This is a genomic window from Paenibacillus odorifer (assembly GCF_000758725.1).
Taxonomy (GTDB): domain Bacteria; phylum Bacillota; class Bacilli; order Paenibacillales; family Paenibacillaceae; genus Paenibacillus_AQ; species Paenibacillus_AQ odorifer.
This window is the reverse complement of record NZ_CP009428.1, coordinates 5,189,785-5,212,799: the sequence shown is the minus strand read 5'-3', so window position 1 is coordinate 5,212,799 and position 23,015 is coordinate 5,189,785. Positions and strand designations below refer to the sequence as shown.

22 protein-coding genes are annotated in these 23,015 nt (G+C 44.5%); 16 read left to right on the top strand and 6 right to left on the bottom strand.

Features of this window, described 5'->3' with window-relative positions; all coding sequences use genetic code 11:
• Nucleotides 1-672: 672 nt before the first annotated feature.
• Complete coding sequence (locus PODO_RS22845) at nucleotides 673-1,893, bottom strand: aminotransferase-like domain-containing protein (RefSeq protein ID WP_038572889.1); 1,221 nt, start codon at nucleotides 1,891-1,893, stop codon at nucleotides 673-675.
• Between the two features lie 93 nt (nucleotides 1,894-1,986).
• Between PODO_RS22845 and pdxR the strand changes: the two genes are divergently transcribed.
• Nucleotides 1,987-3,417, top strand: coding sequence for a MocR-like pyridoxine biosynthesis transcription factor PdxR (pdxR, locus tag PODO_RS22840; protein ID WP_038572887.1), 1,431 nt, complete (start codon nucleotides 1,987-1,989; stop codon nucleotides 3,415-3,417).
• A 5-nt stretch (nucleotides 3,418-3,422) separates the two neighbouring features.
• Here pdxR and PODO_RS22835 read toward each other — a convergent pair whose 3' ends face one another.
• Entirely contained in the window at nucleotides 3,423-5,357 is a 1,935-nt protein-coding gene (locus tag PODO_RS22835) for a S8 family peptidase (RefSeq protein ID WP_038572885.1), read from the bottom strand.
• 316 nt (nucleotides 5,358-5,673) lie between these two features.
• Between PODO_RS22835 and PODO_RS22830 the strand changes: the two genes are divergently transcribed.
• The 6 genes from PODO_RS22830 to thiI all read left to right on the top strand — a co-directional run bounded on the left by PODO_RS22830 (nucleotide 5,674) and on the right by thiI (nucleotide 10,395).
• Nucleotides 5,674-6,171 carry a YpuI family protein gene (locus PODO_RS22830; RefSeq protein WP_036683764.1) on the top strand — a complete coding sequence of 166 codons (498 nt, stop codon included), beginning with the start codon at nucleotides 5,674-5,676 and terminating at the stop codon, nucleotides 6,169-6,171.
• A gap of 45 nt (nucleotides 6,172-6,216) precedes the next feature.
• Nucleotides 6,217-6,558: a DUF1540 domain-containing protein gene (locus tag PODO_RS32365; protein ID WP_370510525.1), complete on the top strand. Its 342-nt coding sequence runs from the start codon at nucleotides 6,217-6,219 to the stop codon at nucleotides 6,556-6,558.
• A gap of 12 nt (nucleotides 6,559-6,570) precedes the next feature.
• Nucleotides 6,571-6,981, top strand: coding sequence for a hypothetical protein (locus tag PODO_RS22820; protein WP_038572882.1), 411 nt, complete (start codon nucleotides 6,571-6,573; stop codon nucleotides 6,979-6,981).
• Between the two features lie 185 nt (nucleotides 6,982-7,166).
• The gene (locus PODO_RS22815; protein ID WP_038572880.1) at nucleotides 7,167-7,871 is read left to right on the top strand and encodes a lytic transglycosylase domain-containing protein; all 705 of its coding nucleotides are present in this window, start codon (nucleotides 7,167-7,169) and stop codon (nucleotides 7,869-7,871) included.
• Nucleotides 7,872-7,953: 82 nt separating this feature from the next.
• A complete protein-coding gene (locus PODO_RS22810; protein WP_038572878.1) occupies nucleotides 7,954-9,105 on the top strand; it encodes a cysteine desulfurase family protein in 1,152 nt (383 codons plus the stop codon).
• Nucleotides 9,106-9,108: 3 nt separating this feature from the next.
• Nucleotides 9,109-10,395 carry a tRNA uracil 4-sulfurtransferase ThiI gene (thiI, locus tag PODO_RS22805; protein WP_080742568.1) on the top strand — a complete coding sequence of 429 codons (1,287 nt, stop codon included), beginning with the start codon at nucleotides 9,109-9,111 and terminating at the stop codon, nucleotides 10,393-10,395.
• A 66-nt stretch (nucleotides 10,396-10,461) separates the two neighbouring features.
• Here thiI and PODO_RS22800 read toward each other — a convergent pair whose 3' ends face one another.
• Entirely contained in the window at nucleotides 10,462-11,154 is a 693-nt protein-coding gene (locus PODO_RS22800; protein WP_036683731.1) for a TerC family protein, read from the bottom strand.
• Nucleotides 11,155-11,326: 172 nt separating this feature from the next.
• Here PODO_RS22800 and PODO_RS22795 point away from each other — a divergent pair, with 172 nt between their 5' ends.
• The 6 genes from PODO_RS22795 (at nucleotide 11,327) to PODO_RS22770 (ending at nucleotide 16,927) form a co-directional block, all read left to right on the top strand.
• Nucleotides 11,327-11,986 (top strand): TerC family protein, encoded by a 660-nt coding sequence (locus tag PODO_RS22795; RefSeq protein ID WP_036683728.1) that lies wholly within the window; start codon nucleotides 11,327-11,329, stop codon nucleotides 11,984-11,986.
• A 221-nt stretch (nucleotides 11,987-12,207) separates the two neighbouring features.
• On the top strand, nucleotides 12,208-12,717 hold the full coding sequence (locus tag PODO_RS22790) for a hypothetical protein (protein ID WP_036683726.1): 510 nt from the start codon (nucleotides 12,208-12,210) through the stop codon (nucleotides 12,715-12,717).
• A gap of 205 nt (nucleotides 12,718-12,922) precedes the next feature.
• Nucleotides 12,923-14,764, top strand: coding sequence for a translational GTPase TypA (typA, locus tag PODO_RS22785; protein ID WP_036683723.1), 1,842 nt, complete (start codon nucleotides 12,923-12,925; stop codon nucleotides 14,762-14,764).
• Between the two features lie 129 nt (nucleotides 14,765-14,893).
• Complete coding sequence (locus PODO_RS22780; protein WP_036683721.1) at nucleotides 14,894-15,190, top strand: YlaH-like family protein; 297 nt, start codon at nucleotides 14,894-14,896, stop codon at nucleotides 15,188-15,190.
• 82 nt (nucleotides 15,191-15,272) lie between these two features.
• Nucleotides 15,273-16,373, top strand: a complete 1,101-nt coding sequence (locus PODO_RS22775) for an LCP family protein (protein WP_036683718.1) — start codon at nucleotides 15,273-15,275, stop codon at nucleotides 16,371-16,373.
• 101 nt (nucleotides 16,374-16,474) lie between these two features.
• Nucleotides 16,475-16,927: a pyridoxamine 5'-phosphate oxidase family protein gene (locus PODO_RS22770; protein ID WP_036683715.1), complete on the top strand. Its 453-nt coding sequence runs from the start codon at nucleotides 16,475-16,477 to the stop codon at nucleotides 16,925-16,927.
• A gap of 56 nt (nucleotides 16,928-16,983) precedes the next feature.
• On the opposite strand, the gene PODO_RS22765 is transcribed toward PODO_RS22770, so the two are convergent.
• Nucleotides 16,984-17,559 (bottom strand): YhcN/YlaJ family sporulation lipoprotein, encoded by a 576-nt coding sequence (locus PODO_RS22765; RefSeq protein WP_036683713.1) that lies wholly within the window; start codon nucleotides 17,557-17,559, stop codon nucleotides 16,984-16,986.
• A gap of 107 nt (nucleotides 17,560-17,666) precedes the next feature.
• Here PODO_RS22765 and PODO_RS22760 point away from each other — a divergent pair, with 107 nt between their 5' ends.
• Nucleotides 17,667-18,998, top strand: coding sequence for a PhoH family protein (locus PODO_RS22760; RefSeq protein WP_036683710.1), 1,332 nt, complete (start codon nucleotides 17,667-17,669; stop codon nucleotides 18,996-18,998).
• A gap of 208 nt (nucleotides 18,999-19,206) precedes the next feature.
• A complete protein-coding gene (locus PODO_RS22755; RefSeq protein WP_038572874.1) occupies nucleotides 19,207-20,433 on the top strand; it encodes an extracellular solute-binding protein in 1,227 nt (408 codons plus the stop codon).
• Here PODO_RS22755 and PODO_RS22750 read toward each other — a convergent pair.
• Nucleotides 20,425-21,525: a coiled-coil domain-containing protein gene (locus PODO_RS22750; protein WP_036683942.1), complete on the bottom strand. Its 1,101-nt coding sequence runs from the start codon at nucleotides 21,523-21,525 to the stop codon at nucleotides 20,425-20,427. The genes PODO_RS22755 and PODO_RS22750 overlap by 9 nt on opposite strands.
• A 167-nt stretch (nucleotides 21,526-21,692) precedes the next feature.
• Entirely contained in the window at nucleotides 21,693-21,929 is a 237-nt protein-coding gene (locus tag PODO_RS22745) for a DUF2626 family protein (protein ID WP_036683705.1), read from the bottom strand.
• A 345-nt stretch (nucleotides 21,930-22,274) separates the two neighbouring features.
• Between PODO_RS22745 and PODO_RS22740 the strand changes: the two genes are divergently transcribed.
• Complete coding sequence (locus PODO_RS22740; RefSeq protein ID WP_036683702.1) at nucleotides 22,275-22,925, top strand: RsfA family transcriptional regulator; 651 nt, start codon at nucleotides 22,275-22,277, stop codon at nucleotides 22,923-22,925.
• Nucleotides 22,926-23,015 lie beyond the last annotated feature (90 nt).

Below are 23,015 nucleotides of genomic sequence, written 5' to 3'. Positions count from 1 at the left end.
GAACTCCAGAACTCCAGAACTCCAGAACTCCATAGTTACTTTGACGCCAGAATTAGATTAGTAGCTAGCAAACTGCGCAATGCGGAGCTTGGCTAATCTTCTGCGGGAAGATTGGAGTTAGTAGCAAAATATCAATTGTAACCTCTGGCTGTAACTTCGCTGTGAAATCGGATTAGTTGAATGGCAGATGTGTTGAGTAACTAAAGGATGTTTGGTGATGCCGACGGCGAAATGTGGGAATGCGATATGTGATGTGTAAAAATTGCTGAATGGGGAAATACGAAAATGAGATGTGTAGAGAGGCTGAAATGTGGAATGCGATATATGACGAGCAAAAATTGCTGAATGTGGAAATAGGAAAATGTGATCTGTAGAGGCGCTGAAATGTGGAAATCAGAAATATGACGTGTGAAAATCGCTGAATGTGAAATGTGAAGATACGAAATAAGCTGAGCAGAAACGCTCAATGTGGAATTGCGAAATGAGATTTGCAAAAATGCTAAAAGTAGAAATGCGAAAATTTGATTTGCAGAAATGCGTAAAGGTAACATTCTGCAAATGCGCAAAAGTGAAAACGCAGAAATCTGCTCACAAAAAATGGCTTCTCCGGCCAATAAAGGATGGAGAAGCCGTTTTAATTAGCTATCGTGGCTATTGATTATGAGCAGTTATTCACGACCGAACGATGTTTTGATTTTGCTGCCATTGAACCAATGCTTTCTCTAGACGTTGAACAGCAACAGGAACTAGTTCGGGTGGCGTATGCGTGAAGTTAAGGCGCATTTTGCTTTTGTGAGGCTCCGCTGAATAGAATACCTCTCCTGGAACAAACGCTACTCCGTTTTCCACTGCCAGCGGGAGTAATTCCTTAGTGTTAATCTCTTCGGAAAGTGTAAGCCATAGGAACATGCCGCCTCTTGGTTCAAGGAAATATGCTCCTTCCCAGTTATGTGATCTGAGCTCCGCGGACAGGAGCTTCATACGCGAATGATACTCTCTTGAGATGAGGCGGATATGCTGCTCAATATCAAAATGTAATAGCAGTTCATCTAAAGCACGCTGGTCGATGGTGCTGGAATGCAGATCGGCTGCTTGCTTCGCCTTGGCGATGGTCTTGATTAGTTCGGAATCGCCGATAATCCAACCCGTGCGCAGGGCAGGGGCGACGATTTTGGAGAAGGTCCCTGTGTAGACTACACAATAATCCCCGCCGAAGCTTCTATCGATGGAGGCTAGTGAGGGGGGATATAGAGTTTTATCTTCATCAAAGGTTATTTCTCCATAGGGATTGTCCTCTAGAATAAGAACACTGTAACGGCGGCAGATTTCAACCACCTGCTCGCGGCGCTCTTTACTCCAGGTTGCTCCAGACGGATTGTTGAAGGTCGGAACTGCGTAGAGCAGTTTTGGCCGATGTACCCGAATCTGCTCCTCCAATTGATCTGGCAGAATGCCATGTTCGTCGTTTGGTATCGTATGAATAGCAGCCCGGTAAGAACCGAGTACCTGTAGTGCTGCCAGATAGGTGGGCGCTTCCACAAAAACTGCATCGCCGGGATCCAGCAATATTTTGCATAACAGATCTATAGCTTGCTGTGAGCCTGTAGTCAGCACCATCTCAGAGGATGTAACCGGGATGCCTTGCCGGGTAAGTCTTTCAGCGATTTTGTCACGTAGTGGAGTAAAACCCTCGGTTAGCCCATATTGAAGCGCTGAGGTATCGCTGGAGAGCACACGATTATAGGCATCGCGTACGGCCTCCAAGGGAAACAAATCCTCCCCAGGCAGCCCGCCTGCAAGTGAAATGATGTCATTGCCCTGTGTAACTTTTAGAATCTCCCGAACTGCTGATGATCCTAGATGATTGGCTGCCGTTGAGTATTTGATATCCATAAATTAGTTCTCCACCTTTCGATTTGATGCTATCATAATAGGAGCGCTGTATAACAGTAAAGCGTTGAATATAACAGTGGAGGTGAAGGGTTCATGCATATCGATTTGAATCGCAGCGGCAGCAAAACTCTGCCCCATCAAATCAGTGAAACCCTCAGTCAGCGGATCTCATCAGGACTGCTTCAGCAAGGTGTCCGGCTGCCCTCCGTTAGAAGTCTAGCTATAACATTGAACGTGAGTCAGGTTACAGTAAGCAAGGCTTACGATATGCTTGAGAGACGAGGACTTATTTACTGCAGACAGGGCAAAGGCTGCTTTGTAGCCGATCCAACCCATAATAGACGTCACGAAGAGGGTTGCTGGCAGGATTTATATGATGATTATTTGCCGCGGGCTCAGCTTTGGCGGAATTTTGATGTTTCGGAAGTGAAATATCCCTTTCATTTAGCCGCCATCCACAGTGAGCTGCTGCCGCTTCACGATATTGGTGACACCTACGCGTCCTTGGTCAAAGAGCAACCGGAGCTTATGGCGACCTACGGGAATTTTCAGGGAGATCTTAAGCTGCGGAATGTCATGAGAGAACATTTGAAATCGCGTGGGATTTCGCTAACTTCTTCCGATTTGATGATAACCAGCGGGACCCAGCAAGGCATTGATCTGGTGGCTCGTACATTTGTTGGTCCTGGAGATACAGTCTATCTTGAGGCGCCTAGCTATACTGGTGCTATTGATGTATTTGCGGGACGAGGTGCAGAGATGATTTTTGTACCTACGGATAGTGAAGGGATGCGGGTGGATGTTCTTACAAAAATGTGTGATCAAAGACCCCCAAAGCTAATTTATACCATCCCTACTTTTCAAAATCCAAGCGGCGTAACTATGAGCATCACAAGAAGGCAACGACTGCTGGAATTAGCGCGCAGCTACCGTTGCCTCATTGTTGAGGATGACCCATTTAGTGATTTATATTTCCATGCACCTCCACCTAGGGCGATTAAATCAATGGATCCCGATGGACATGTAGTCTATATGAAAAGCTTTAGCAAAGTACTTGCTCCTGGTTGCCGAATCGCCTGTGTAGCAGCAGAAGGAAATATTCTATCCCGGCTGATCGCCGCTAAATCTGCGAGTGACCTAGGAAGTCCCTTGCTGACACAGAAGGCTGTATTACCCTTCATCGCTGAAAAATACGACGCCTACGCAGCACAGCTACGAATTACACTGCGTGGTCGTATGGAAAAGGCGGCGAAGCTTCTGAAGCTGTACGCGCCGCCTGGAGTGAACTATATGCTACCAGAGGGAGGACTTAATCTCTGGCTGGAGCTGCCCCCTTCTCCTGATATCGCAAGCCTGCATGACTTGGCGGAACAGGAGAGCATTTCTTTTTTACCCGGTGATGTCTGTTACTCTGCGGAAACGCCTTCCCGCCACATCCGTCTTTGCTATTCTCAAATGAAGGAACCGGAGATGGAGGAAGGGTTGCAGCGGTTTCTTCACTTACTTGGCCGGTTTTTGCAATGACACGGTTAAGGGGTGTTATTTGTTCTTTGTTTTAATTGATTCATTTGCTGGCGTACATGTTGAGGGAAAAGCTGCAATGGGACTTGATTGCCGCTTGCCGCTTGTAGCGTTTTATAAATATCGACCTGACCCCAGCCAAAATATTTATCATGGCCGGAAGTTCCCAGATCCACAGCGTTTTTGGTCATAAGGTCCATAACTTCCTTATTCGTCAGATTAGGATTTAGTGAACGTACCAGACCCGCCAGCGCAGCGACATGGGGACTGGCCATTGACGTGCCGGATAAAGCGGCATATTGACTGTCCGGATAGGTGCTTGCGATGCTTTCTCCGGGTGCAGCGACATCAATATAATCGCCGTAGTTGGAGAAGGAGGCTTTTTCCCCTGAAGCATTTGTAGCAGCCACTGCAATCACTTCGGGATAAGCTGCAGGGTATCCAGGCCGCTCTGTATTATCATTGCCTGCTGCAGACACAAGCACGATGTCCCGGTCATAGGCGTATTTAATCGCATCATGAAGGAACTGAGAGTCGGCATAATTCCCTAAACTTAAGTTAATAACCTTTGCACCATTGTCAGCTGCCCATATGATACCTTCTGCTACGGAATAAGTCGTTCCGGCACCTGAGTTATCTAGCGCTTTTACAGGGAGGATCTTATTGTACCAGCTGATGCCAGCTACACCTTCCCCGTTGTTAACAAGTGCGCCAATGATTCCAGATACATGTGTACCGTGACCTACATCATCCTCGGGTGTGGAACCATTGGTAATGGCATTATAACCAGTTAAAAGCTTACCTTGTAAATCAGGATGATTAATCTGTACTCCCGTATCCACCACGGCCACAACCACTTCTTTGCTGCCTTTGGAAAGATTCCACCCTAGCTCGGTTTCAATCGCCGGGAGGTTCCATTGGTAAGTGGAGAATAACATGTCGTTAGGAGTGACAGTTCCTTCAGCGTTTTTAGTGATGGTATCATTGGTTAAATACATATAGTGAGGTTCCGTATACTCGGGATGCCATTTGTTGGTGAAATAGGATTTCAGCTGATAGTAGGTCATCTTCTCAGAGCGAAAGATATAGGCATATCCCAGCTTGCGTGGCTGCTTGCAGTGGATATCGGCGACTATCGTCTGGAGCTGTCCTTGAGTCGGAGCATTTCCCTGAAAACGGACTACAATTTCATTCTCATAAAAATGGCTGGCATTTTCGTTATCATGGCCGGTCTTGACCTTAATGTCCTTTAAGTTATCGGTATGGACTGATTCCACATGGTATTTGCCTTCCTTAGGATACGGAATGAGACGCAGGTTCTTCAGCTGATGGTCTGCCACACGCCCAAGCACCTTTTGGTTGATAAGAGCAATAATCCCTACATTTTTCTGTTTGTTCCGCTGAGCGATAAAGTAATATTTTTCTTTACCGATTGTAAACGTTGGAGATTCATAGGATTGATGACCGTGGATTGCTGATTTTGCCGTTTTGAGATATTTTAGAAGCTGCTTGTTCTCCTGTTCGGTTCCTTTTGGAAAAGATGACTTAAAGGTCTCAGTCTTTTGTGTGCGAAAATCGATCCACATCAGCATGGAGATAAACCCGTGGTCTTGCTGCAATCGTTTCGCATACACTGATTTATCATGAATCGAAGACATCCCGTCTGTTTCAGACAGGAGTTTAGTTAAATGTCTACTGACATCGACTCTATTCAGATGATCTGTCGCCTCCACATCCTGGCTTAAGGAGGTTTTCTTTAATGTTTTTTCCTGAGAGGGATTTGGAGGTGAATGCAAAGCTGAAGTTGGAGCCGGATTCTGAACAGCGACTTTAGCGGCATCTCTGGTCGTCCCATTAGTGGCAGGCCGCAGGGCAAAGGTAAGTAACCCAACTGTAAAAGCTGCTGTAACCAAACCTGCAACTGTTAGATTTTTTCGTGACATGATTTCCGCTCCTCTATGCAATGTAATGTCTATAGGTTTAGAAGAGAGCGTATCTTTTATGCATCTTAGAAAAGGATACCTTCCTAACGTTTTTTATGATAATATCAGAGAGAATAAGTATCTCGAATTGTCTTCTTGATTGTGTAAGAGATACCTCATTAGATGTTGTTCTTAATAATTGTTCAGAAGGTTAGACTTCTCTGTGTTCACATCCTGATATTGCAAGAATAAAGAGATACGTCCTTAGGGCGGTTTCTTTCAGAGGATTAACTTTATTGACTACAAGAGCAGGGAATAATAAGGAGGAGCAACCGCTATGTCAGCAGCCAATGTGCAGAAATTATGTGAATCGACGAGAGATAAACTTAAAGTGGTAATCGACAAAATGGAAGTATTTCTAAATGAGCATGCATTGCCTCAGCTTGTAGTTGAGGGAGATGAGGAAACTGTACAATTTTACCAAGGTTTTCTGTCCGATCTTCGTCATCTATTAGTGTTCTCGGAAATGTCATATGAGAAATTAGGCGTTGCGCTGCGTCGTGCGACATTCGATGAATCTTTTGCACAGAAAGCGCTTTATAATGTATATCACTATGGCGTGAACAACTTCTTTTATCCGAAAAATGAAAGCTATTCTGAAGATGGACGTTACGCTTATACAGGTCAGGATGCAATCCGTTTCCGCAAAAAGCCAGTACGTCCCGCACGTGATATCATCCTGGAAATCACCAAAACGTATGAAGATCTTCGCGATGATCTCATTTATTATGAGAACGACTATTTGACCGAGAAACGTATGCAAAATCAGGTTTAACTTCTAAATAGTGATCTAAAGGGATCAGCATTTTGTCATTTTGTAATGACGATGAGCTGGTCCTTTTTTGCGTGGATTGAAAGCCTGTCTCGATACATCAACTGGAAACCACTCTGTCGAATAGCGGGTAAATGGAGCGGACATAATGAAGCCGAGGTGATAATTATGTCGAGTGAAAAACCATTAGTAAAATGTAGCGTGAGCAATTGTCATTATTGGGGCGAGCATAATTTATGCCGGGCTGAAGAAATTGTCATTGAGATCGATAAGCACGTAGGCAATGGTTATAAGGAAGAATATGCTGAAGAAATGACGAATGAAGGTCACCGCGATCATGCCAGTACATCATCTGCAACATGTTGTCTGACGTTTAAGCCGAACGCTTAGGAGGCCGCCAGAATGGACACAGAAAAGGATAATGAATCAAGCTCATCACGGGAACAATCCGGTCCGAGAAAAGTCATTCTTCGTCCGCGGAGAGTGGACTATCCTCGTCGGGACAGAGAGCATCGCGAAGAATACGCTGCTGAGGTAAATCCGGTTCCAATGCAGGTACGGGATGCCCCGCGTATAGTGGAAGAGCGCAAGGACAGTGAAGCGGAATATAGTGGAAGCCGGGTAATGGGGTATGTTGGACTGGGGATGGGAATCGCCTCATTGTTCATCTGGTCCTTTATTCTCGGACCCATCGCTGCCGTAGTTGGTTATTATTCCTATGTCAAAGAGCAAAAAACGCTTGGGGCATGGGCAATGGGCTTAGGGATTGTTGCGACACTAAGCTACTTCGTGATGATTCCCTTTGCGCGCTAAAAAACTGAATGGCTTTGATCTAAACAGGCTTTTAGACCTAAATATCAGGGTCTGAAGTCTGTTTTTTCATTCCAACATATAGCAATAATCTCAGATAAAATGTAAGATTAAGCCGTAATTCATCGAAATTTCAACGCGAAACCTTATATATGATTCGAGTAGGACAAAAAAAGGAGTGCGCCAGCATGCAGATCAATCCCGCTGTAACCGACGGGTTAGGGCAGCTTAAATGGATCAACCTTAAGGCTACAACCGAAAAAACTAGCTCCGCGAATGGAAATGAACGGTCAACGGGAGTTTCAGCTTCTGGATTTGCGACAATGCTTCAGGCAATGTCAACGAGTAGTGAAAGTTCAAGCTATTTGACCTCTCTCCCGGATGCAACTTCTGTCAGCAGCTTGTTATGGCAGCAGATAGGTGGGACAACAGAAACCTTCAATAACATAATTTCCGGGGAAATAACGGGTTCCACACCTACAAGCTATGATGATCTCATCCAGAAGGCGAGTGCTAAATATGGCGTGCCGATTGATCTGATCAAAGCAGTGATTGATACTGAATCTTCGTTTAATCCTAATGTGGTCTCTTCGGCAGGGGCTAAAGGTTTAATGCAGCTTATGGATGGCACCGCGAGCGGCTTAGGGGTTACTGATTCGTTCGATCCGGCGCAAAACATTGATGGCGGCGTACGTTATTTATCTTATCAACTGAAACGCTTTGGCGGAGAGGAAAAGATGGCACTTGCAGCGTACAACGCAGGGCCGGGACGGGTAACAGATCTTGGAGTAACCAATGATCAGGAATTATTGGAGAAACTTAGCCTGCTTCCAAAAGAGACACAGTCTTATATCTTCAAAATAGAACGCGCTCGCGCTCAATACGCGGTATAATAAAAAGGATCAAACGGGAAACACCGTTTGATCCTTTTTCGATAATAAGTTCACTCAACGAAGTAAAGGAGACATTTGACATATGCTTTACTGGGATTATGCCGCCGCTACACCGCCCTATGAAGAAGTGGTGCAGACGATGGAACAAATTATGAAGCTGCATTATGCGAACCCTTCCTCTTTGCACCGTGCGGGCAGTGAAGCGGGTAAGCTGATCAGACGGTCGCGTGAAGTATGCGCTGCTGCTTTATCTGTACAACCGCAGGAGATTCTATTTACTTCTGGTGCAACGGAAAGCAATAATTTGGCGATAAAAGGCGCTGCTCTGCAATATCAGTCTAGAGGCCGCCATTTGGTAACTACAGAAATAGAGCATCCCTCTGTATATGAGAGTTTCCTGCAATTGCAGCGAATGGGCTGGGAGGTTACTTTTGTAGCACCCGATAGCACTGGCGTTGTTGATCCTGAGCGCGTAGCTGCTGCTGTCCGGCGCGACACAGTGCTTGTTAGTGTGATGCATGTCAATAACGAGATTGGAACGATACAACCGCTTAAAGAGATGGGTAAGCTGATTAAAGCTGTGAATCCGCGAACCTTATTTCATGTAGATGGTGTTCAGGGATATGGTAAGCTTGCAGTTAATCTAAAGGATTGGCAGGTGGATCTTTATAGCCTGTCTCCTCATAAGCTTCGAGGCCCACGTGGAGTGGGATTACTGTATATCAAAGATGGAATTAAGCTATTCCCATTGCTTACAGGGGGCTCTCATGAAGAAGGACAACGCGCTGGAACTGAAAATGTACCTGCGATTGTCGCATCCTCCAAAGCTATCCGCATGAGTGGTGAGCAGCGCGAAACCTTCGTTGCCCAGTTGGTTCCACTCCGAGATCGATTATTACGCTTCTTGCGCACCGTTCCTGAATTTGTTATAAACAGCAGAGAGGATGGAGCTCCCCATATTGTGCATTTCTCTTACCCTGGCATGAAGGGAGAGGTATTCGCCCGCAAGCTGGAGGAACTGGGGATGGTAGTCTCCACCCGCTCGGCCTGCTCCTCACGACTGGCTGAGCCTAGTCGTGTGTTATTGTCTATGGGTAAAGATGTCTCCAGTGCTTTAGGTGGGATTCGTATTAGCCTTGGCGACAGTCATACAAATGAGGATGTCTCTGCGCTTGAGCAAGCATTAACCACTGCGGTACAAGCTTTAAAGATTGCTGAAGGAGGAATGAAGTAACAAATGAGCATGATGAACAAGGAATCTGCAGAAGGCAGAGCCCATAGTATAGAATACGCTGATATGCTGCTCCTGCGTTTTGGGGAGTTTACTTTAAAGGGCAAAAATCGTACCCGATTTGAAAAAACCGTACTGCGTCATGTGAAGGAATTGATTAAGCCTTATCCAAACGTAGTTCTGAGCAAGGAATTCGGAAGAATTTACGTGGAACTGAACGGGGAATCTGCGATTGAATTGGTACAAGCACTGAAGAATGTCTTTGGCATTGCTTCTGTCAGTCCAGTGAAGGTTTCTAAGTCAGAGCTTGAGGATATTGTAGCGGTAAGCCGTCAATTTTTGGAGATAATCGCGCCTGCTCCGGGCACCAGATTTAAGGTTAATGCTCGGCGGGTATGGAAAGAGTTTCCTTACGGCTCCATTGAGATGAATAAACTGATCGCGACACCACTATTGCAAGGATATCCTGGCCTCACCGTAGACGTTAAATCGCCTGAATTAGAGCTGAGGGTCGAAATTCGTCAGGGACATACTTATATTTTCTGTGAAAATATTGCCGGTGTAGGTGGATTTCCATTAGGCACTAACGGAAAAGCGATGTTATTGCTGTCCGGTGGCATTGATAGTCCCGTAGCAGGCTGGTCATCCATGCGGCGCGGACTTGAAGTGGAGTGCGTGCATTTCTACAGTTATCCTTATACAAGCGAGCTTGCTAGACAAAAGGTTGTGGATCTTGCGCGGGTATTGTCACGTTATGCGGGTGTCATCAAGCTGCATCTGGTACCCTTTACAGAAGTGCAGACTTCCTTTACCGGCATCGGCCAGGATAATCTGATTATTACACTGATGCGGCGGGCAATGCTGAGAATTACTACCCGGCTTGCTGAGCGCGAAGGTGCATTGGCGATTGTAACCGGGGATAGTCTGGGACAAGTCGCTAGCCAGACCTTGCCAAGCATGAACGTGATTGGCCGGGCGACAACCCTCCCCCTTCTGCGTCCGCTGGTAATGATGGACAAAAGTGATATCGTGGACCTGTCGAAGAACATCGGCACCTATGATTTGTCTATCCTTCCTTATGAGGATTGTTGTACTTTATTTGTTCCAAAATCACCTACAACAAATCCGAATTTACGGATTGTGGATAAGATAGAGGCTACGCTTCCGGGATATTCTGAACTTCTGGAAGCGGCGATTGAAGCCACAGAGACCGTGTTAATCACTCCTTATGGAGATGAGAAGCCTAGTGATGTTGTAAGTGTCGAGGCGGGATTACAGGAAGAATGGTTCTAAAATAATAAACCAAAAAACTGCCTTGGAGTGTAGTGAAATCTACGTTCTGAGGCAGTTTTTTGTGGTTTAGACGATTGTGCCCTCCTGAGGCTCTTCTGGTTTTGATTGGCGTTTCCAATGTCCCGCTGCCAAGATACCTATAATGATCACGATTATAGACAGATATTTGAGCAGCGGATGATGATCAAAAAATGGCGCAAGCTGATGTTCATCCGTAATCATACTTGAAGCAGTAAAACCTAAGACAGCAGAACCAATATAAATGATCCATGGATATTTGTTGATTAATTTAATAAAAAGGGTACTTCCCCACACCACGATGGGAACACTGATCAGCAGTCCTATGATAACCAGTGAGATATTATGCTTGGCAGCTCCCGCAATGGCGATCACATTATCAAGGCCCATGGCAGCATCAGCTAAAATGATTGTACCTACAGCGGACCACAAGCTTTGACCTGCCTTGATATCTGTTGAAGTGTTCTCACTGGTTAACAGCTTATAGGCAATCAGAATGAGTAAAATCCCACCGGCAAGCAGTAACCAGGGGATTTTCAACAACCATACGACCAGAATCGTTGCGAAGATCCGCAACACTACAGCGCCTGCTGTTCCAAATACGATAGCCTTTTTTTGCGTGTCGGACGGTAAATTACGCGCTGCAAGTCCGATCACAATGGCATTATCTCCTGCCAGAATAAGATCTAGAAAAATAATGTTGAGCAGCGATAATATAAACTCCCAGATGGATGTATTCAAAGCGAAGTCACTCCCAAGTTTTGTTAGATTGAGCTGCAAAATATGCTTAGTTTTGTATACGCAAAAAAAGGAGCCAACATGCGTTCACGCTCAAAAAAAGTTGGACAGGAAGCATAGCTTGTCATTTCCGAACATACAAGTAGTTACATGTGACTCGGGGAGGTAAGTGCGAATGGATTCATTATTGCTCCTTGGTGAAATATTGATGATCAATCTGGTGCTGAGCGGAGATAATGCAATGGTTATCGCAATGGCCAGCAAGGATCTTTCGGCGAAGCACCGAAAGACTGCGGTATGGTGGGGCTCAGCAGGCGCAGTTGTTCTGCGGTGTTTGCTTACTTTTGTTGCGGTATTGCTATTAAAAATCCCTTATATTCAGGCTGGAGGGGGGATGCTGCTGCTATGGATAGCGTTCAAGCTGCTGTTGGAGGAAGAGGAGGATCTCAGAGTAAGGGAATCTTCCTCAGTCTGGAAAGCAATCCGAACGATTCTTGTAGCGGACTTTATTATGAGCCTGGATAATGTACTAGCCATTGCGGGAGTAGCTAAAGGAGATTTAGCTTTAATTGTCATCGGGATTGCTCTCAGCATTCCGATAGTAGTGTGGGGAAGCGGCATCATTGTAGGCTGGCTGCACCGGTTTCCAGTGCTCGTATTTATCGGTGCTTATATACTGGCGTTTACAGCAGGGGATATGTTGCTTCAGGATGCAAAATTAGGGACGATGCTCTCCTTTTTATTCCCCTCCTTACATTCCTTTTTGCCCATTGCCTTAGGCATATTAGTTGTGGTTACGGGAGCAATTAAACGCAGAAAAACATCTGCAGGTTAATAAACTGCAATAAAAGGCAATACTAAACGGACATCTCCATAAATTGGAATTGTCCGTTTTTTTTTTCGCGATCAGAAGTGCTTATAGACACTGATTAATCACAGGGAGTGATGGCATTTTGTGTATGTTTCGGATAATATATGAGTAAGAATCCTGTCGCTTTCAGGCTATAAGGTGACGAGGAAATGAGGTAGACGTGAAATTGAAGGGATGGGTGAAGGATGTCTTCAAAGAAAGATATACAGCTAGGAATTTTTATTGTTGCTGCTGGCATCGTGATTTTATTAGGTAAGCTGGGCGTCTTCGGATTTTTGGGCCGCGCGCTTTGGCCTCTAGTGATTTTAATTCCAGGAATAGTGCTGCACATGTTATTTTTCAGCCGTCGTGCTTCGGCCTCAGTATTGGTTCCTGCTGGGATATTAACGGTGTACGGTTTGTTGTTTGGCCTTTGCAATATTTGGGGATGGGGGCTTATGAGTAACTTATGGCCTGTGCTGTTGCTTGGTCTTGCCGTGGGCTTGTATGAATATTCTATCTATGAACCAAGACGGACGGGTGGACTGTCAGCAATTGCTGTAACATTAGGCTTACTAAGCCTTGCACTTTGTATTTTCAGCCTTATGGGCACCGGCGCGATCTACCTGATCGGGATTGTATTAATAGCTGTAGGAATTTGGCTGATTACAGGTCGAGGCAGAGCACGTGGCCGGAATAGATGGTATCGAAGCTAATTGCTGTAGGATCTTGTGAAAAAAAACGGAAATTGGTAACTGTTTTTTCATAAAAAGACTTGCTTTTCATGGTACTTTCACTATAATATTAATGTTATGTTGAAGCGTCGGCTTTCTGCCTGGCGCTTCTTTTGTGAGACTGCCGTGACATGCTATGAATTTTAACTGTTTTAATTTGATAAATGAGAGGATTTGGATACAAATCATGCATTCAAGAAAAGATATTCGCAACATTGCGATCATTGCCCACGTTGACCATGGCAAAACAACACTCGTCGATCAGCTCCTTCAACAATCGGGGATCTTCAGCGCCCATGAGCACTTGCAAGAACGTGCTATGGACTCTAATGATATCGAGCGGGAACGTGGAATTACAATCCTAGCTAAAAATACAGCAATTACTTATAAAGAGTTTTTGATCAACATTGTGGATACACCTGGACATGCTGACTTCGGTGGCGAAGTAGAACGGATCATGAAAATGGTTGACGGTGTATTGCTGGTTGTTGATGCTTATGAAGGCTGCATGCCGCAAACGAAATTCGTTCTGCGTAAAGCATTGGAACAAAAACTTACACCGATCGTTGTCGTGAACAAGATTGACCGTCCAGCTGCTCGTCCTAAGGAAGTTATTGATGAAGTGCTCGATTTGTTCATCGAACTTGAAGCAAATGACGAACAATTGGAATTCCCGGTTGTTTATGCATCTGCTCTTAATGGTACATCAAGCATGGATCCGGAGAAACAAGATGAAACGATGCTTTCGCTCTACGAAACCATCGTTGAACATATTCCAGCTCCAACCGAAAGTGTTGAAGAACCGCTTCAATTCCTCGTAACGTTGATGGATTATAACGAATACTTGGGTCGTATTGCGATTGGACGTGTTAACCGCGGTGTGATCAAACAAGGTCAATCTGTAACAGTTATTATGCGTGATGGTAAGAGCAAAACTGCACGTATCGAGAAATTGTTCGGCTTCCAAGGTTTGAAACGTATTGAAACAGAGCAAGCGGGCGCAGGGGATATTGTTGCTATTGCAGGGATCAAGGACATCAACATTGGTGAGACCATTGCTGATCCTGCAAACCCTGAAGCACTTCCGGTTCTGAAGATTGACGAGCCAACCATGCAAATGACATTCCTAGTGAATAACAGTCCTTTTGCTGGTAAAGAGGGTAAATGGGTAACTTCCCGTAAACTACGTGAGCGTCTCTTTAAAGAACTTGAAACAGATGTGAGCTTGCGAGTGGAAGAAACTGATAGTCCTGACGCATTTATCGTTTCTGGACGCGGTGAGCTTCACCTTGGTATTCTGATCGAGAATATGCGTCGTGAAGGTTACGAAATGCAAGTTTCTAAACCACAAGTAATCATTAAAGAAATCGACGGTGTCAAAATGGAGCCGCTTGAGCGTCTAATGATTGATATTCCAGAAGAAAGCATGGGCTCTGTTATGGAGAGTCTGGGTACTCGTAAAGCCGAAATGGTCAATATGATTAACAACGGTACGGGTCAAGTACGTCTGGAGTTCCTGATTCCTGCACGTGGTTTGATTGGTTACAACACTTACTTCTTGACTTTGACACGCGGTTACGGCGTTATGAACCATGCTTTTGACAGCTACGCTCCACTGGTTGCTGGTCAAGTTGGCGGACGTCATCAAGGTGTGCTTGTAGCAAGTGAGACTGGTTCAACAACTCAATACGGAATCGTGGGTGTTGAGGATCGTGGTATTCTCTTCTTGGATGCAGGTACAGAAATTTATGAAGGTATGATCGTAGGCGAGCATACCCGTGATAACGATATTATCGTTAACATCTGTAAGGAAAAAGCACTTACCAACATGCGTACCTCAGGCAAAGATGATACTGTAAAAATGAAGACACCACGCACCTTCTCTTTGGAAGGCGCACTTGAATATTTGAACGATGATGAATATTGTGAAATTACACCTAAATCCATTCGTTTGCGTAAAAAGATTCTGAACAAAGGCGAACGCGAACGTGTAGAGAAACAACGTAAAACAGCACAAGCCAACGCGTAAACACATGCTTATGAATAAGACCGCCGGATTATTGCATCCGGCGGCTTTTTTTAATATAAGAAACAAAAAATTCCCCTACTGATGATATAATGTAAACGTATCTTAAATTTGGGAGGAGTGCGGTTATCTATGCAGGTGTGGTTCGCTGAGCATCCAATCGTCGCTTATATTGTTATCTTTATATTGCTTACTTTTGTTTATAATCAAGTCTTTCGTGTGAATCAAAAGTTATCGATTGGCAAGGAAATCATGCTCTACATAATGATGGCGATTGGCTCTGGCATGCTCCTAATTTTCCAACATGATAAGCTTCCGATTATCCAGTGTCTGTTGGTTGCTGTCGGATTAATGCTGATGGTACGGATACGTTATATAGTAGAAGCTCGACAGAAGAGAAAGGCCGCAGCAGCAGCGAAGAGATCGTAATCGCAACTTTTGTACCTTAAGGATCGTCTAATTAATGTAGCAATTCTAATTCTAAATGAAATGAAAAGGACTTTATTCTATTATGAGTACAAGAAACAGCGGTTTACCTCCAAGAGCAAACGGGCAACAACCTACTAATAGAAAACAGCCTGTGAAGGGTGTTTCTAAGAAAAAAACGAAAAAGAAAGTGAAAAAGAGAGGTTTTTTTGGCAGATTAGTTAGAGTATTGTTAACTTTGCTAATTATTGCGATCCTCGGCGTGCTGGGTTATGGCGGTTATCTGTATTGGAAGCTTGAGCATGGCGTATTTAATGCAGGGGTTGAGGGTACGGTTGCTCCAGGGCAATCCGCTTCAGAAAAGCCACTGACGATGCTTATACTGGGAACGGATAACAGACCTAAACACGAGTCTTATTTGACTGACGTAATCATGGTTGCAGCACTTAATCCTAAGACCAAATCAGCGACTATTGTTTCGCTTCCTCGTGATACCTATGTGGAGCTAAGCGGCTATAAGAAAACGAAGATTAATGAATTTTATGCTCGCTTCAAGGGTAAGGAGAAATCCTCCGGTCTACTGGCTGAAGACGAGATGAAGACGATGATGGGTAAGTATTTGGACATTGATGTAGATTATACAACGATTCTTGATTTTCAGGGCTTCCGGGATGTGGTGGACGAGCTTGGGGGAGTCGAAGTAAATATTAGTGAAAATATGTGTTATACAGACACTGTGGACGGCACGAATATCAATCTGAAAAAGGGTCCGGCAGAGCTGGATGGAAAAAATGCATTGGACTATGTGCGGTATCGTAAATCCAATTGCAAGCCTAAGACTAACGCTTCAGATGATTTTGATCGCAACAAACGCCAGAACGAAGTCCTGAACAGTCTGGTGGATCAGATGCAATCGCTTGGTGGCGTATTGAAAATCGGCAAGGTGCTTGATGCAGTGGACAGTAACATGAAGACAGATATCGAAAATTCGCAAATCAAAGATATGATTGCGACGTATTGGAAGATTTCCAAAGAGAATATCGAATTCAAGCCGGTTACTGGTACGTGGCGAAGTCCATATGTATATATTAATGATGAGGAGTTGGAGGCCGCTAAGAAAAGCTTGCAGGATCGAATTGCAGGAATTTCCACTGGAGCTGATTCGACAACTGCTGAGGCGCCTTGAGGACCTTAATATCTTCCATAGCTAAAATTGAATGCAAGTTTCAGCCTGTGCTATAATATAATAAATCGAATGAATTAACGTCGCATAGGGGGCCAGTACTTATGTCCGAAGCCGTTGCTCAGCTGAATGAAACTTTGCTATCGATGCTGCAATCGGAAACCTTTGTTCTTCTAAACACAGTTGATGCGGAGACAGGCGGTCCTACATCCACAGCTATTTCGTGGCTTTATGCTGTTAGTCCTAGTACTGTGCGTTTGGCTATTGATCATCGTTCAAGACTTGTGAATAATATGAAGGTTAATCCATTAATAACTATAACTGTGTTTGGTGAAGGAACTGTCTATGCCATTAACGGTAGTGCTGCTGTAAGGCAGGACCCGCTAGAGGATGTTCCCTTTAAGATGTGCTGTTTTGATGTTGAAATTAAAGCGGTCCGCAACGCGCTTTTTTACGGCGCGCAGCTTGACTCCGCCCCAAGATATGCGAAAGTTTATGATGGACGTGCCGCTGAGAAGTTGGACGGACAAGTATTTGCTGCCATGAAAAAAGCCTAGTGAAAATATCACTGGGCTTTTTTTGAATTCTAAGGACTTCTTTTTTCCTTTATCCACTACTGTGCATTTCTTTGCGGCTTGGTATCCTCTGGCAGCTGTGGCATGATTCGTCCGATAATATCAGCCAGCTCGGATGAGAATCCGGAAATCGGATGTCCCTTGGAGATATGGCGGCTCATTTCCGCTAATCTGCTGGAGAGATCCATATCCGCTGTGACAAGCGCCCGTACACTTCTTGGGTCTTTGCGGATAGCTTCTGCTACAGAATATTTGATGCTTCCTACACGTGAGCGGCCTAGAGAACCTTCTACATCAAGACCAACAATGGCAACTTTGTTCATGACTACACAGTGTGCGCCATTTACACCGGGAACTCTTTTGGCCAACTGTTCAAAATGATCCTTAAGTGCAATTTCATTTTCTCCATTAACATTGACGGCTTGACCAGCTTTTGAGGTGGCTTTAGGATTAGTCGCACCATCATTGGACAATTGCCGAACCTCATGGTTCCCCGTACCCTTTACAGCATTCGCAGATTGTTTATTCTGAGGAGAGGGTGATGTCTTTTTATTAGCGATACCGCAGCTTGTCAGTAGCAGCAGTACCAGCAACAGACATATTGATTTTCTCATATGTGATTACTCCTTTCAGCCAATGAATCGTTTCTGTACCTTATCTTTTCCCTTGGCGGAAAGAGTTATGTATGATCAATCAAACCAGGCGCTGTGGAGGGGATAATATGAACAAGATATTTGTGCTAGATACCAACGTGCTTTTGCACGACCCCAATTCAATTTTCTCTTTCAAGGAGCATGAGGTGGTTATTCCGGCCGTTGTGCTGGAAGAAATCGACTCCAAGAAGCGCAATGCTGACGAAATCGGTCGGAATGCCCGTACGGTATCCCGATTGCTTGATGGACTCCGGGAACTAGGTCATTTGCATAGTGGTGTGGAACTGGAGCATGGAGGCAAGCTGAAGGTAGAACTTAACCATCGCAGTTTTGTGAAGGTACAGGAAATGTTTGGTGAGGTGTCTAACGACAATCGGATTTTGGCTGTTGCGCTCAATTATTTGAATGAAGAGAATGAGAAGCCTGATCCGCGTCCCGTTGTGCTTGTGAGCAAGGATGTACTGGTTCGTATTAAAGCGGATGTACTTGGAATTACGCCAGAGGATTATTTGTCAGATCGTACTGGAGACTTAAATGAACTATACACTGGTTACCAATCTCTGCAGGTGCATCCCGCATTGATTGATGAATATTATAGTCACCGCTCTCTGACGGTAAAACAGCTCGCGTTGTCGTATCCGTTGTACCCTCATGAATTTGTGATTCTCAAGGATGAGATTGGCACTGGCAAATCAGCTCTTCTCAAAGTGAATAGTGATGCCACACGTCTGGAGCCACTCTATCTGGGCAATGATTCGGTTTGGGGGATTAGCGCCCGTAATGCTCAACAACGAATGGCACTGGAGCTGCTGCTAAATGATGAAATCCCACTCGTAACGATCACGGGTAAGGCTGGGACAGGGAAGACGTTATTGGCGCTTGCAGCCGGACTATTCAAAGTGGAGGATGAACATAAATACAAAAAATTGCTTATCGCCCGTCCGGTTGTTCCTATGGGTAAGGACATTGGTTACTTGCCCGGTGAGAAGGATGAGAAGCTTAGACCCTGGATGCAGCCTATTTATGATAATCTGGAATTCCTGTTCGATACCAAAAAAGCTGGCGATATCGATAAAATCTTAATGGGGTTAGGCAGTATACAGGTAGAAGCCTTAACCTATATTCGCGGCCGTTCAATCCCATCACAGTTCATTATTATTGATGAGGCGCAGAACCTTTCCCGTCATGAGGTGAAGACCATTGTCTCCAGAGCGGGAGAAGGAAGTAAAGTCATTCTAATGGGCGATCCGGAGCAAATCGATCATCCATATCTGGATGCTGCGAGCAACGGACTGAGCTATATCGTCGAGAAGTTTAAGCAGCAAGGGATTAGCGGACATATTACTTTGGAAAAAGGTGAACGTTCCCGCTTGGCGCAATTGGCCGCGGATCTACTCTAGCCGTTCATGAATCCAATTTTCAGCCGGGAGAAGCAAACACTCCCGGCTTTTTCCTGCCCGCCCAGAAACGGCAGAGGAATTTAGGAGGTTATGGTTCTTAGAGCGTTTCACCCATATAATAGAAAGAGAACGGTTTCACAAACTAAAGACAAGCACCGGAGGGTTTGGTAAAATAGGGGAGACCAATCAAAAGGGAAGGTGGGAAATCGTGCTGAAACGCAAAAATTATTGGCTGCTTTTTGCAATTTTACTACTATCGCTGACAAGCCTGTCGCCTAGTATGGAATTGAGTACCAGTAACGATCCACGTCCTATGAAAAGACCGCAAAGTCAGTCGACCAATCCCTCTTCCGGAGATGAGGGAACTATAGATAGCTTACATATAAGAGTATCGTTAAATAGCGAAGAATTTAGTGAACTGGAGCTCCTTAGCAACCGTTATACCTTAGAAAGTGGAGTAAAGGTTATTTTAAGCAATGTGGATATTGAGGATGCCGATGAGGTATTGAAGCATGATTTAACGATCGGGGACAGCCCGGATATAGTCATGGCAGATGGACGAAGCATACTGGACTGGGCCACACGTGGATATTTATTGCCGATGGATGTGTATCAGAGCGTTCCGGGGAGTGCACCGTTAACACAGTTGATCCCCTTGATGCAGTGGAATGGATATAATTGGGGAGTCCCGTTAGATATAGATCCTTACGTGCTCGTTTATTCCCCACAACGGCTGGCGGAGCTGGGTTTTAATGCATTACCCAAAAGCCTCGAAGAGTGGAATATCCTGCTTCAGAATGTGCTTAAAGAGCAAGGAAAATATTTACTCGCGATGGATACCCGTAATCCTTATGGATTGTCAGCGGTAATGGAGAGCATGAATAGCAGCTTGTTAGCAGATAACCAAGAAGTGTTGAATTGGACTCAGAACGCCCGCAGTTATTTTTATCTCACCAGCCGCTACAATAAAGATGTCTGGGATATGCTACAAGGAGGTAGTGTCGCGGTTGCTTCTTTACCGTTATCCGAGTGGCAGAAGCATGGTAATTCATCCCTTGCTGCTGTTCCGGCGCTGACTGCCAATAACGGAGGTGGGTTTGAATCCTGTTACAGTCGATCTTTTGCCCTTCCAGCTCAATCTCAAAGTCCAAAGGAAGCTGTGAATTGGCTGACTTTTATCACCTCAGAGGATGCTCAGCTGGAATGGTTGGAGAATACGGGGAGCTTGCCGGCGCTTGATGTTCTTTATCGTTCGGAGCATGCTTTTAAATACAAACTTCCTTTCGATGTTGAGCTATTGCTGACAGAAGAAACCGCCCCGGAGGATGAGTCACAGGGCGGCTGGAGTAAGGTTGTTGAAGCTGTATCATTACTATTAACAGGGCAGATAGATGCGGAAGGCTACAAAGAATATCTAAAAGAAGGTCTAAAATGAAATGGAAAGCTTAACATGCAAGACGCCCTCTTGGCTATCTACTGCCGTGGCACGAAGGAAAGATACTATTTTTCCAGGATAAAAGCCTAAGTCAAATTCTTCTTCCAACGTTTTTCTTGTCGTGTCAGGCAATTCAAGACCATTAAATACAATATGATCGACTTGGAATATAAGGCCGTTGATCGGTTCTTCCTGAATGGTGTAGTGACCGGTCAGTGAAAGAGCTAGCGCTCCGCTTTTTCCAGTGGCAGTAATTGAACCGTCATTGAAATGAAAGGCGAAGTCTTTAAACAGCGAATTCTGTGATTGCAAAAATTCATTCAAATCCTCTTCCTTCAGGTTTAGCTCATAAGTCATTCCCTTTCGAGTCAGTACACCCTCTCGATTCTGAACAAACTGTGGTAGTTTATTCATTGCGGAGGATAACGCCTTGAAATATGTTTTTACCTCGTGCAGGCCGATATTCTCCCAATATAATGTGAATTCTTTAAGTAGAGTACTCATATTTTCAGGATCGCTGCTATTTTTAATCCCACCCTCAATTTCCTTGTTGAGCGCGTTTACCCGAACTTGCTGTTCCTCCAGAGCCGTGCGCAGCCGGGCGAGCTCTTCCGAGTTTCGCTTCGCAGTCTGAATGGTATCCTTCAAATCCTTATATTGTTCTTCATATTGTGAGAGAATATCGCGGTCATTCCCAATAATAATCTCATAATAATCGAACAGAGCCAGGAATCTGCTGATACTTTTTGCTGAAAAAAACGCGACCAGAAGATTATCTCTATCCCCCATATAATAAGAACGCACAACTGCACCTGCCCGTTCCTGTTGGTCCGCAATGGCTGTTTTTTTCTGGGTAGCTTGTCTGTTCAAGCTTTCTACCTTTTGTTCAAGCGCTTTTTGTTCGGCTGTAATCTTGATGATTTCACGTTCAATTTCTGCAGAAGACAAGGTCTGTTCAAGTAGTTTACGGGTTTCTTCATTATCTGGTATAGCAGAGTTGAAAAAATCACCGCTAGGATCGGCAGACAAATACTTCACAGGTTGTAACGGAAACAAAGTACAGCAGAAGAGAATTAGTATGGTTGCAATCATGCGGCTTTGTAAATTGCGGGAGCGCACCACACCACCACCTTTTTTTTGAAATGATATATGTATGTACTAATAATATGTTTAACCCTTCTAAAATAGCATACAAACAAAAAAACGGAAGTGATCCTTATAAGATAAGGACCTCATCCGCTCTAAAAGAGTACTGCAATTTATAGTGGAAGACCCATTTGAAAGATCGTCCAATAACTAAATCCGGTGAAAGTCAGAATCATGTATGCCCAGAAGAGAAGAACATAAGTTTTTTCAGTAAATTTCATATAGCCAAGTATTACGAAAAATGCTGTTTGCAAAAAGAAAAGCAAGGCCATTTCTGTTAGACCTCCGGCGAAAGCCATCAATCCAATAGCTAATGTGAAAAAACCTAATACCCGAAACATGCGGTCCAAGAGAGAGTCCCCCTTCCAGTATGTATCTCACGAATATTCCTTCGATTTATTATACCCTCAACATAATTATGTGTAAACGAATTCATTGAAAAAAATGCACTAATCTTCAAAAAATGTGATTTTTATAATTGACCTGAGTGATTAGCGCTTTAAAAAAGAGAATTTATAGTTTTATGCGTATGATGTACGCAGATAATGGAAATACAAATTAGTATCAAATAGATTCTATGAACTCTATGAGAAGCATAGAAATGGAGTAAGCAGCTTTTATCCCTATTCACTACCCGGCAGAACTGCCGGTTATGGAGATGGTTATTTCATGACGTTGTTAGGAGGTTTGGCTTTATGACAGCCGTTAGACAGGACGCTTGGAGTGCAGAAGATGATCTAATATTGGCAGAAGTAACTTTGCGACACATTCGGGAGGGCAGCACACAGCTTGCCGCTTTTGAAGAGGTGGGTGAAAAAATCGGCAGAACTTCGGCCGCTTGCGGATTCCGCTGGAACAGTTGTGTTCGGAAAAGTTATGAAGGTGCAATCGGTATTGCTAAAGGGCAGCGTCAAAAGCGTAGCTACCTGAAAAAGCAGCCGTCAGTAAGAGGAGCGCAAGTAGCTGGTCTGATTCTGGGTGATGTCGATGAGGAATTTGGACGCGGTGAGGGATTAAGTGAAAACACATTATCCATCGATGCGGTCATTCGTTTCTTAAGGCAATGGAAGGGTACGATTCAGGAAGCAGGACGTCAGCTGAAAATGCTGGAAAGAGACCTGCGCGAGAAGGAAGATGAATTAACAGAATTACGATCTGAGAATGAGCGGTTGTCTAAAGAGGTTAATCTTGCTCAAAGCGACTACCGGGTAGTCAACGATGATTACAAAGCTTTAATTCAGATTATGGATCGTGCTCGCAGGCTTGCTTTCTTAAATGAAGAAGAAGAAGAAATGAAGACTCGTTTCAAAATGGATGGTAACGGAAATTTAGAACGCATTGAATAAACGATAGGTTAACTAACAATCCCGCAAGTGGTCTGCTTTTTAAGCACCACTTGCGGGGTTTTTGGTATACTTAGAAAAATTGTGCTTAAG

Coding starts and splice junctions, on each gene's coding strand:
- PODO_RS22845 (WP_038572889.1), bottom strand. CDS start 1,893: ATGGATATCAAATACTCAACGGCAGCCAATCATCTAGGATCATCAGCA.
- pdxR (WP_038572887.1), top strand. CDS start 1,987: ATGCATATCGATTTGAATCGCAGCGGCAGCAAAACTCTGCCCCATCAA.
- PODO_RS22835 (WP_038572885.1), bottom strand. CDS start 5,357: ATGTCACGAAAAAATCTAACAGTTGCAGGTTTGGTTACAGCAGCTTTT.
- PODO_RS22830 (WP_036683764.1), top strand. CDS start 5,674: ATGTCAGCAGCCAATGTGCAGAAATTATGTGAATCGACGAGAGATAAA.
- PODO_RS32365 (WP_370510525.1), top strand. CDS start 6,217: ATGACGATGAGCTGGTCCTTTTTTGCGTGGATTGAAAGCCTGTCTCGA.
- PODO_RS22820 (WP_038572882.1), top strand. CDS start 6,571: ATGGACACAGAAAAGGATAATGAATCAAGCTCATCACGGGAACAATCC.
- PODO_RS22815 (WP_038572880.1), top strand. CDS start 7,167: ATGCAGATCAATCCCGCTGTAACCGACGGGTTAGGGCAGCTTAAATGG.
- PODO_RS22810 (WP_038572878.1), top strand. CDS start 7,954: ATGCTTTACTGGGATTATGCCGCCGCTACACCGCCCTATGAAGAAGTG.
- thiI (WP_080742568.1), top strand. CDS start 9,109: ATGAGCATGATGAACAAGGAATCTGCAGAAGGCAGAGCCCATAGTATA.
- PODO_RS22795 (WP_036683728.1), top strand. CDS start 11,327: ATGGATTCATTATTGCTCCTTGGTGAAATATTGATGATCAATCTGGTG.
- PODO_RS22790 (WP_036683726.1), top strand. CDS start 12,208: ATGTCTTCAAAGAAAGATATACAGCTAGGAATTTTTATTGTTGCTGCT.
- typA (WP_036683723.1), top strand. CDS start 12,923: ATGCATTCAAGAAAAGATATTCGCAACATTGCGATCATTGCCCACGTT.
- PODO_RS22780 (WP_036683721.1), top strand. CDS start 14,894: ATGCAGGTGTGGTTCGCTGAGCATCCAATCGTCGCTTATATTGTTATC.
- PODO_RS22775 (WP_036683718.1), top strand. CDS start 15,273: ATGAGTACAAGAAACAGCGGTTTACCTCCAAGAGCAAACGGGCAACAA.
- PODO_RS22770 (WP_036683715.1), top strand. CDS start 16,475: ATGTCCGAAGCCGTTGCTCAGCTGAATGAAACTTTGCTATCGATGCTG.
- PODO_RS22765 (WP_036683713.1), bottom strand. CDS start 17,559: ATGAGAAAATCAATATGTCTGTTGCTGGTACTGCTGCTACTGACAAGC.
- PODO_RS22760 (WP_036683710.1), top strand. CDS start 17,667: ATGAACAAGATATTTGTGCTAGATACCAACGTGCTTTTGCACGACCCC.
- PODO_RS22750 (WP_036683942.1), bottom strand. CDS start 21,525: ATGATTGCAACCATACTAATTCTCTTCTGCTGTACTTTGTTTCCGTTA.
- PODO_RS22740 (WP_036683702.1), top strand. CDS start 22,275: ATGACAGCCGTTAGACAGGACGCTTGGAGTGCAGAAGATGATCTAATA.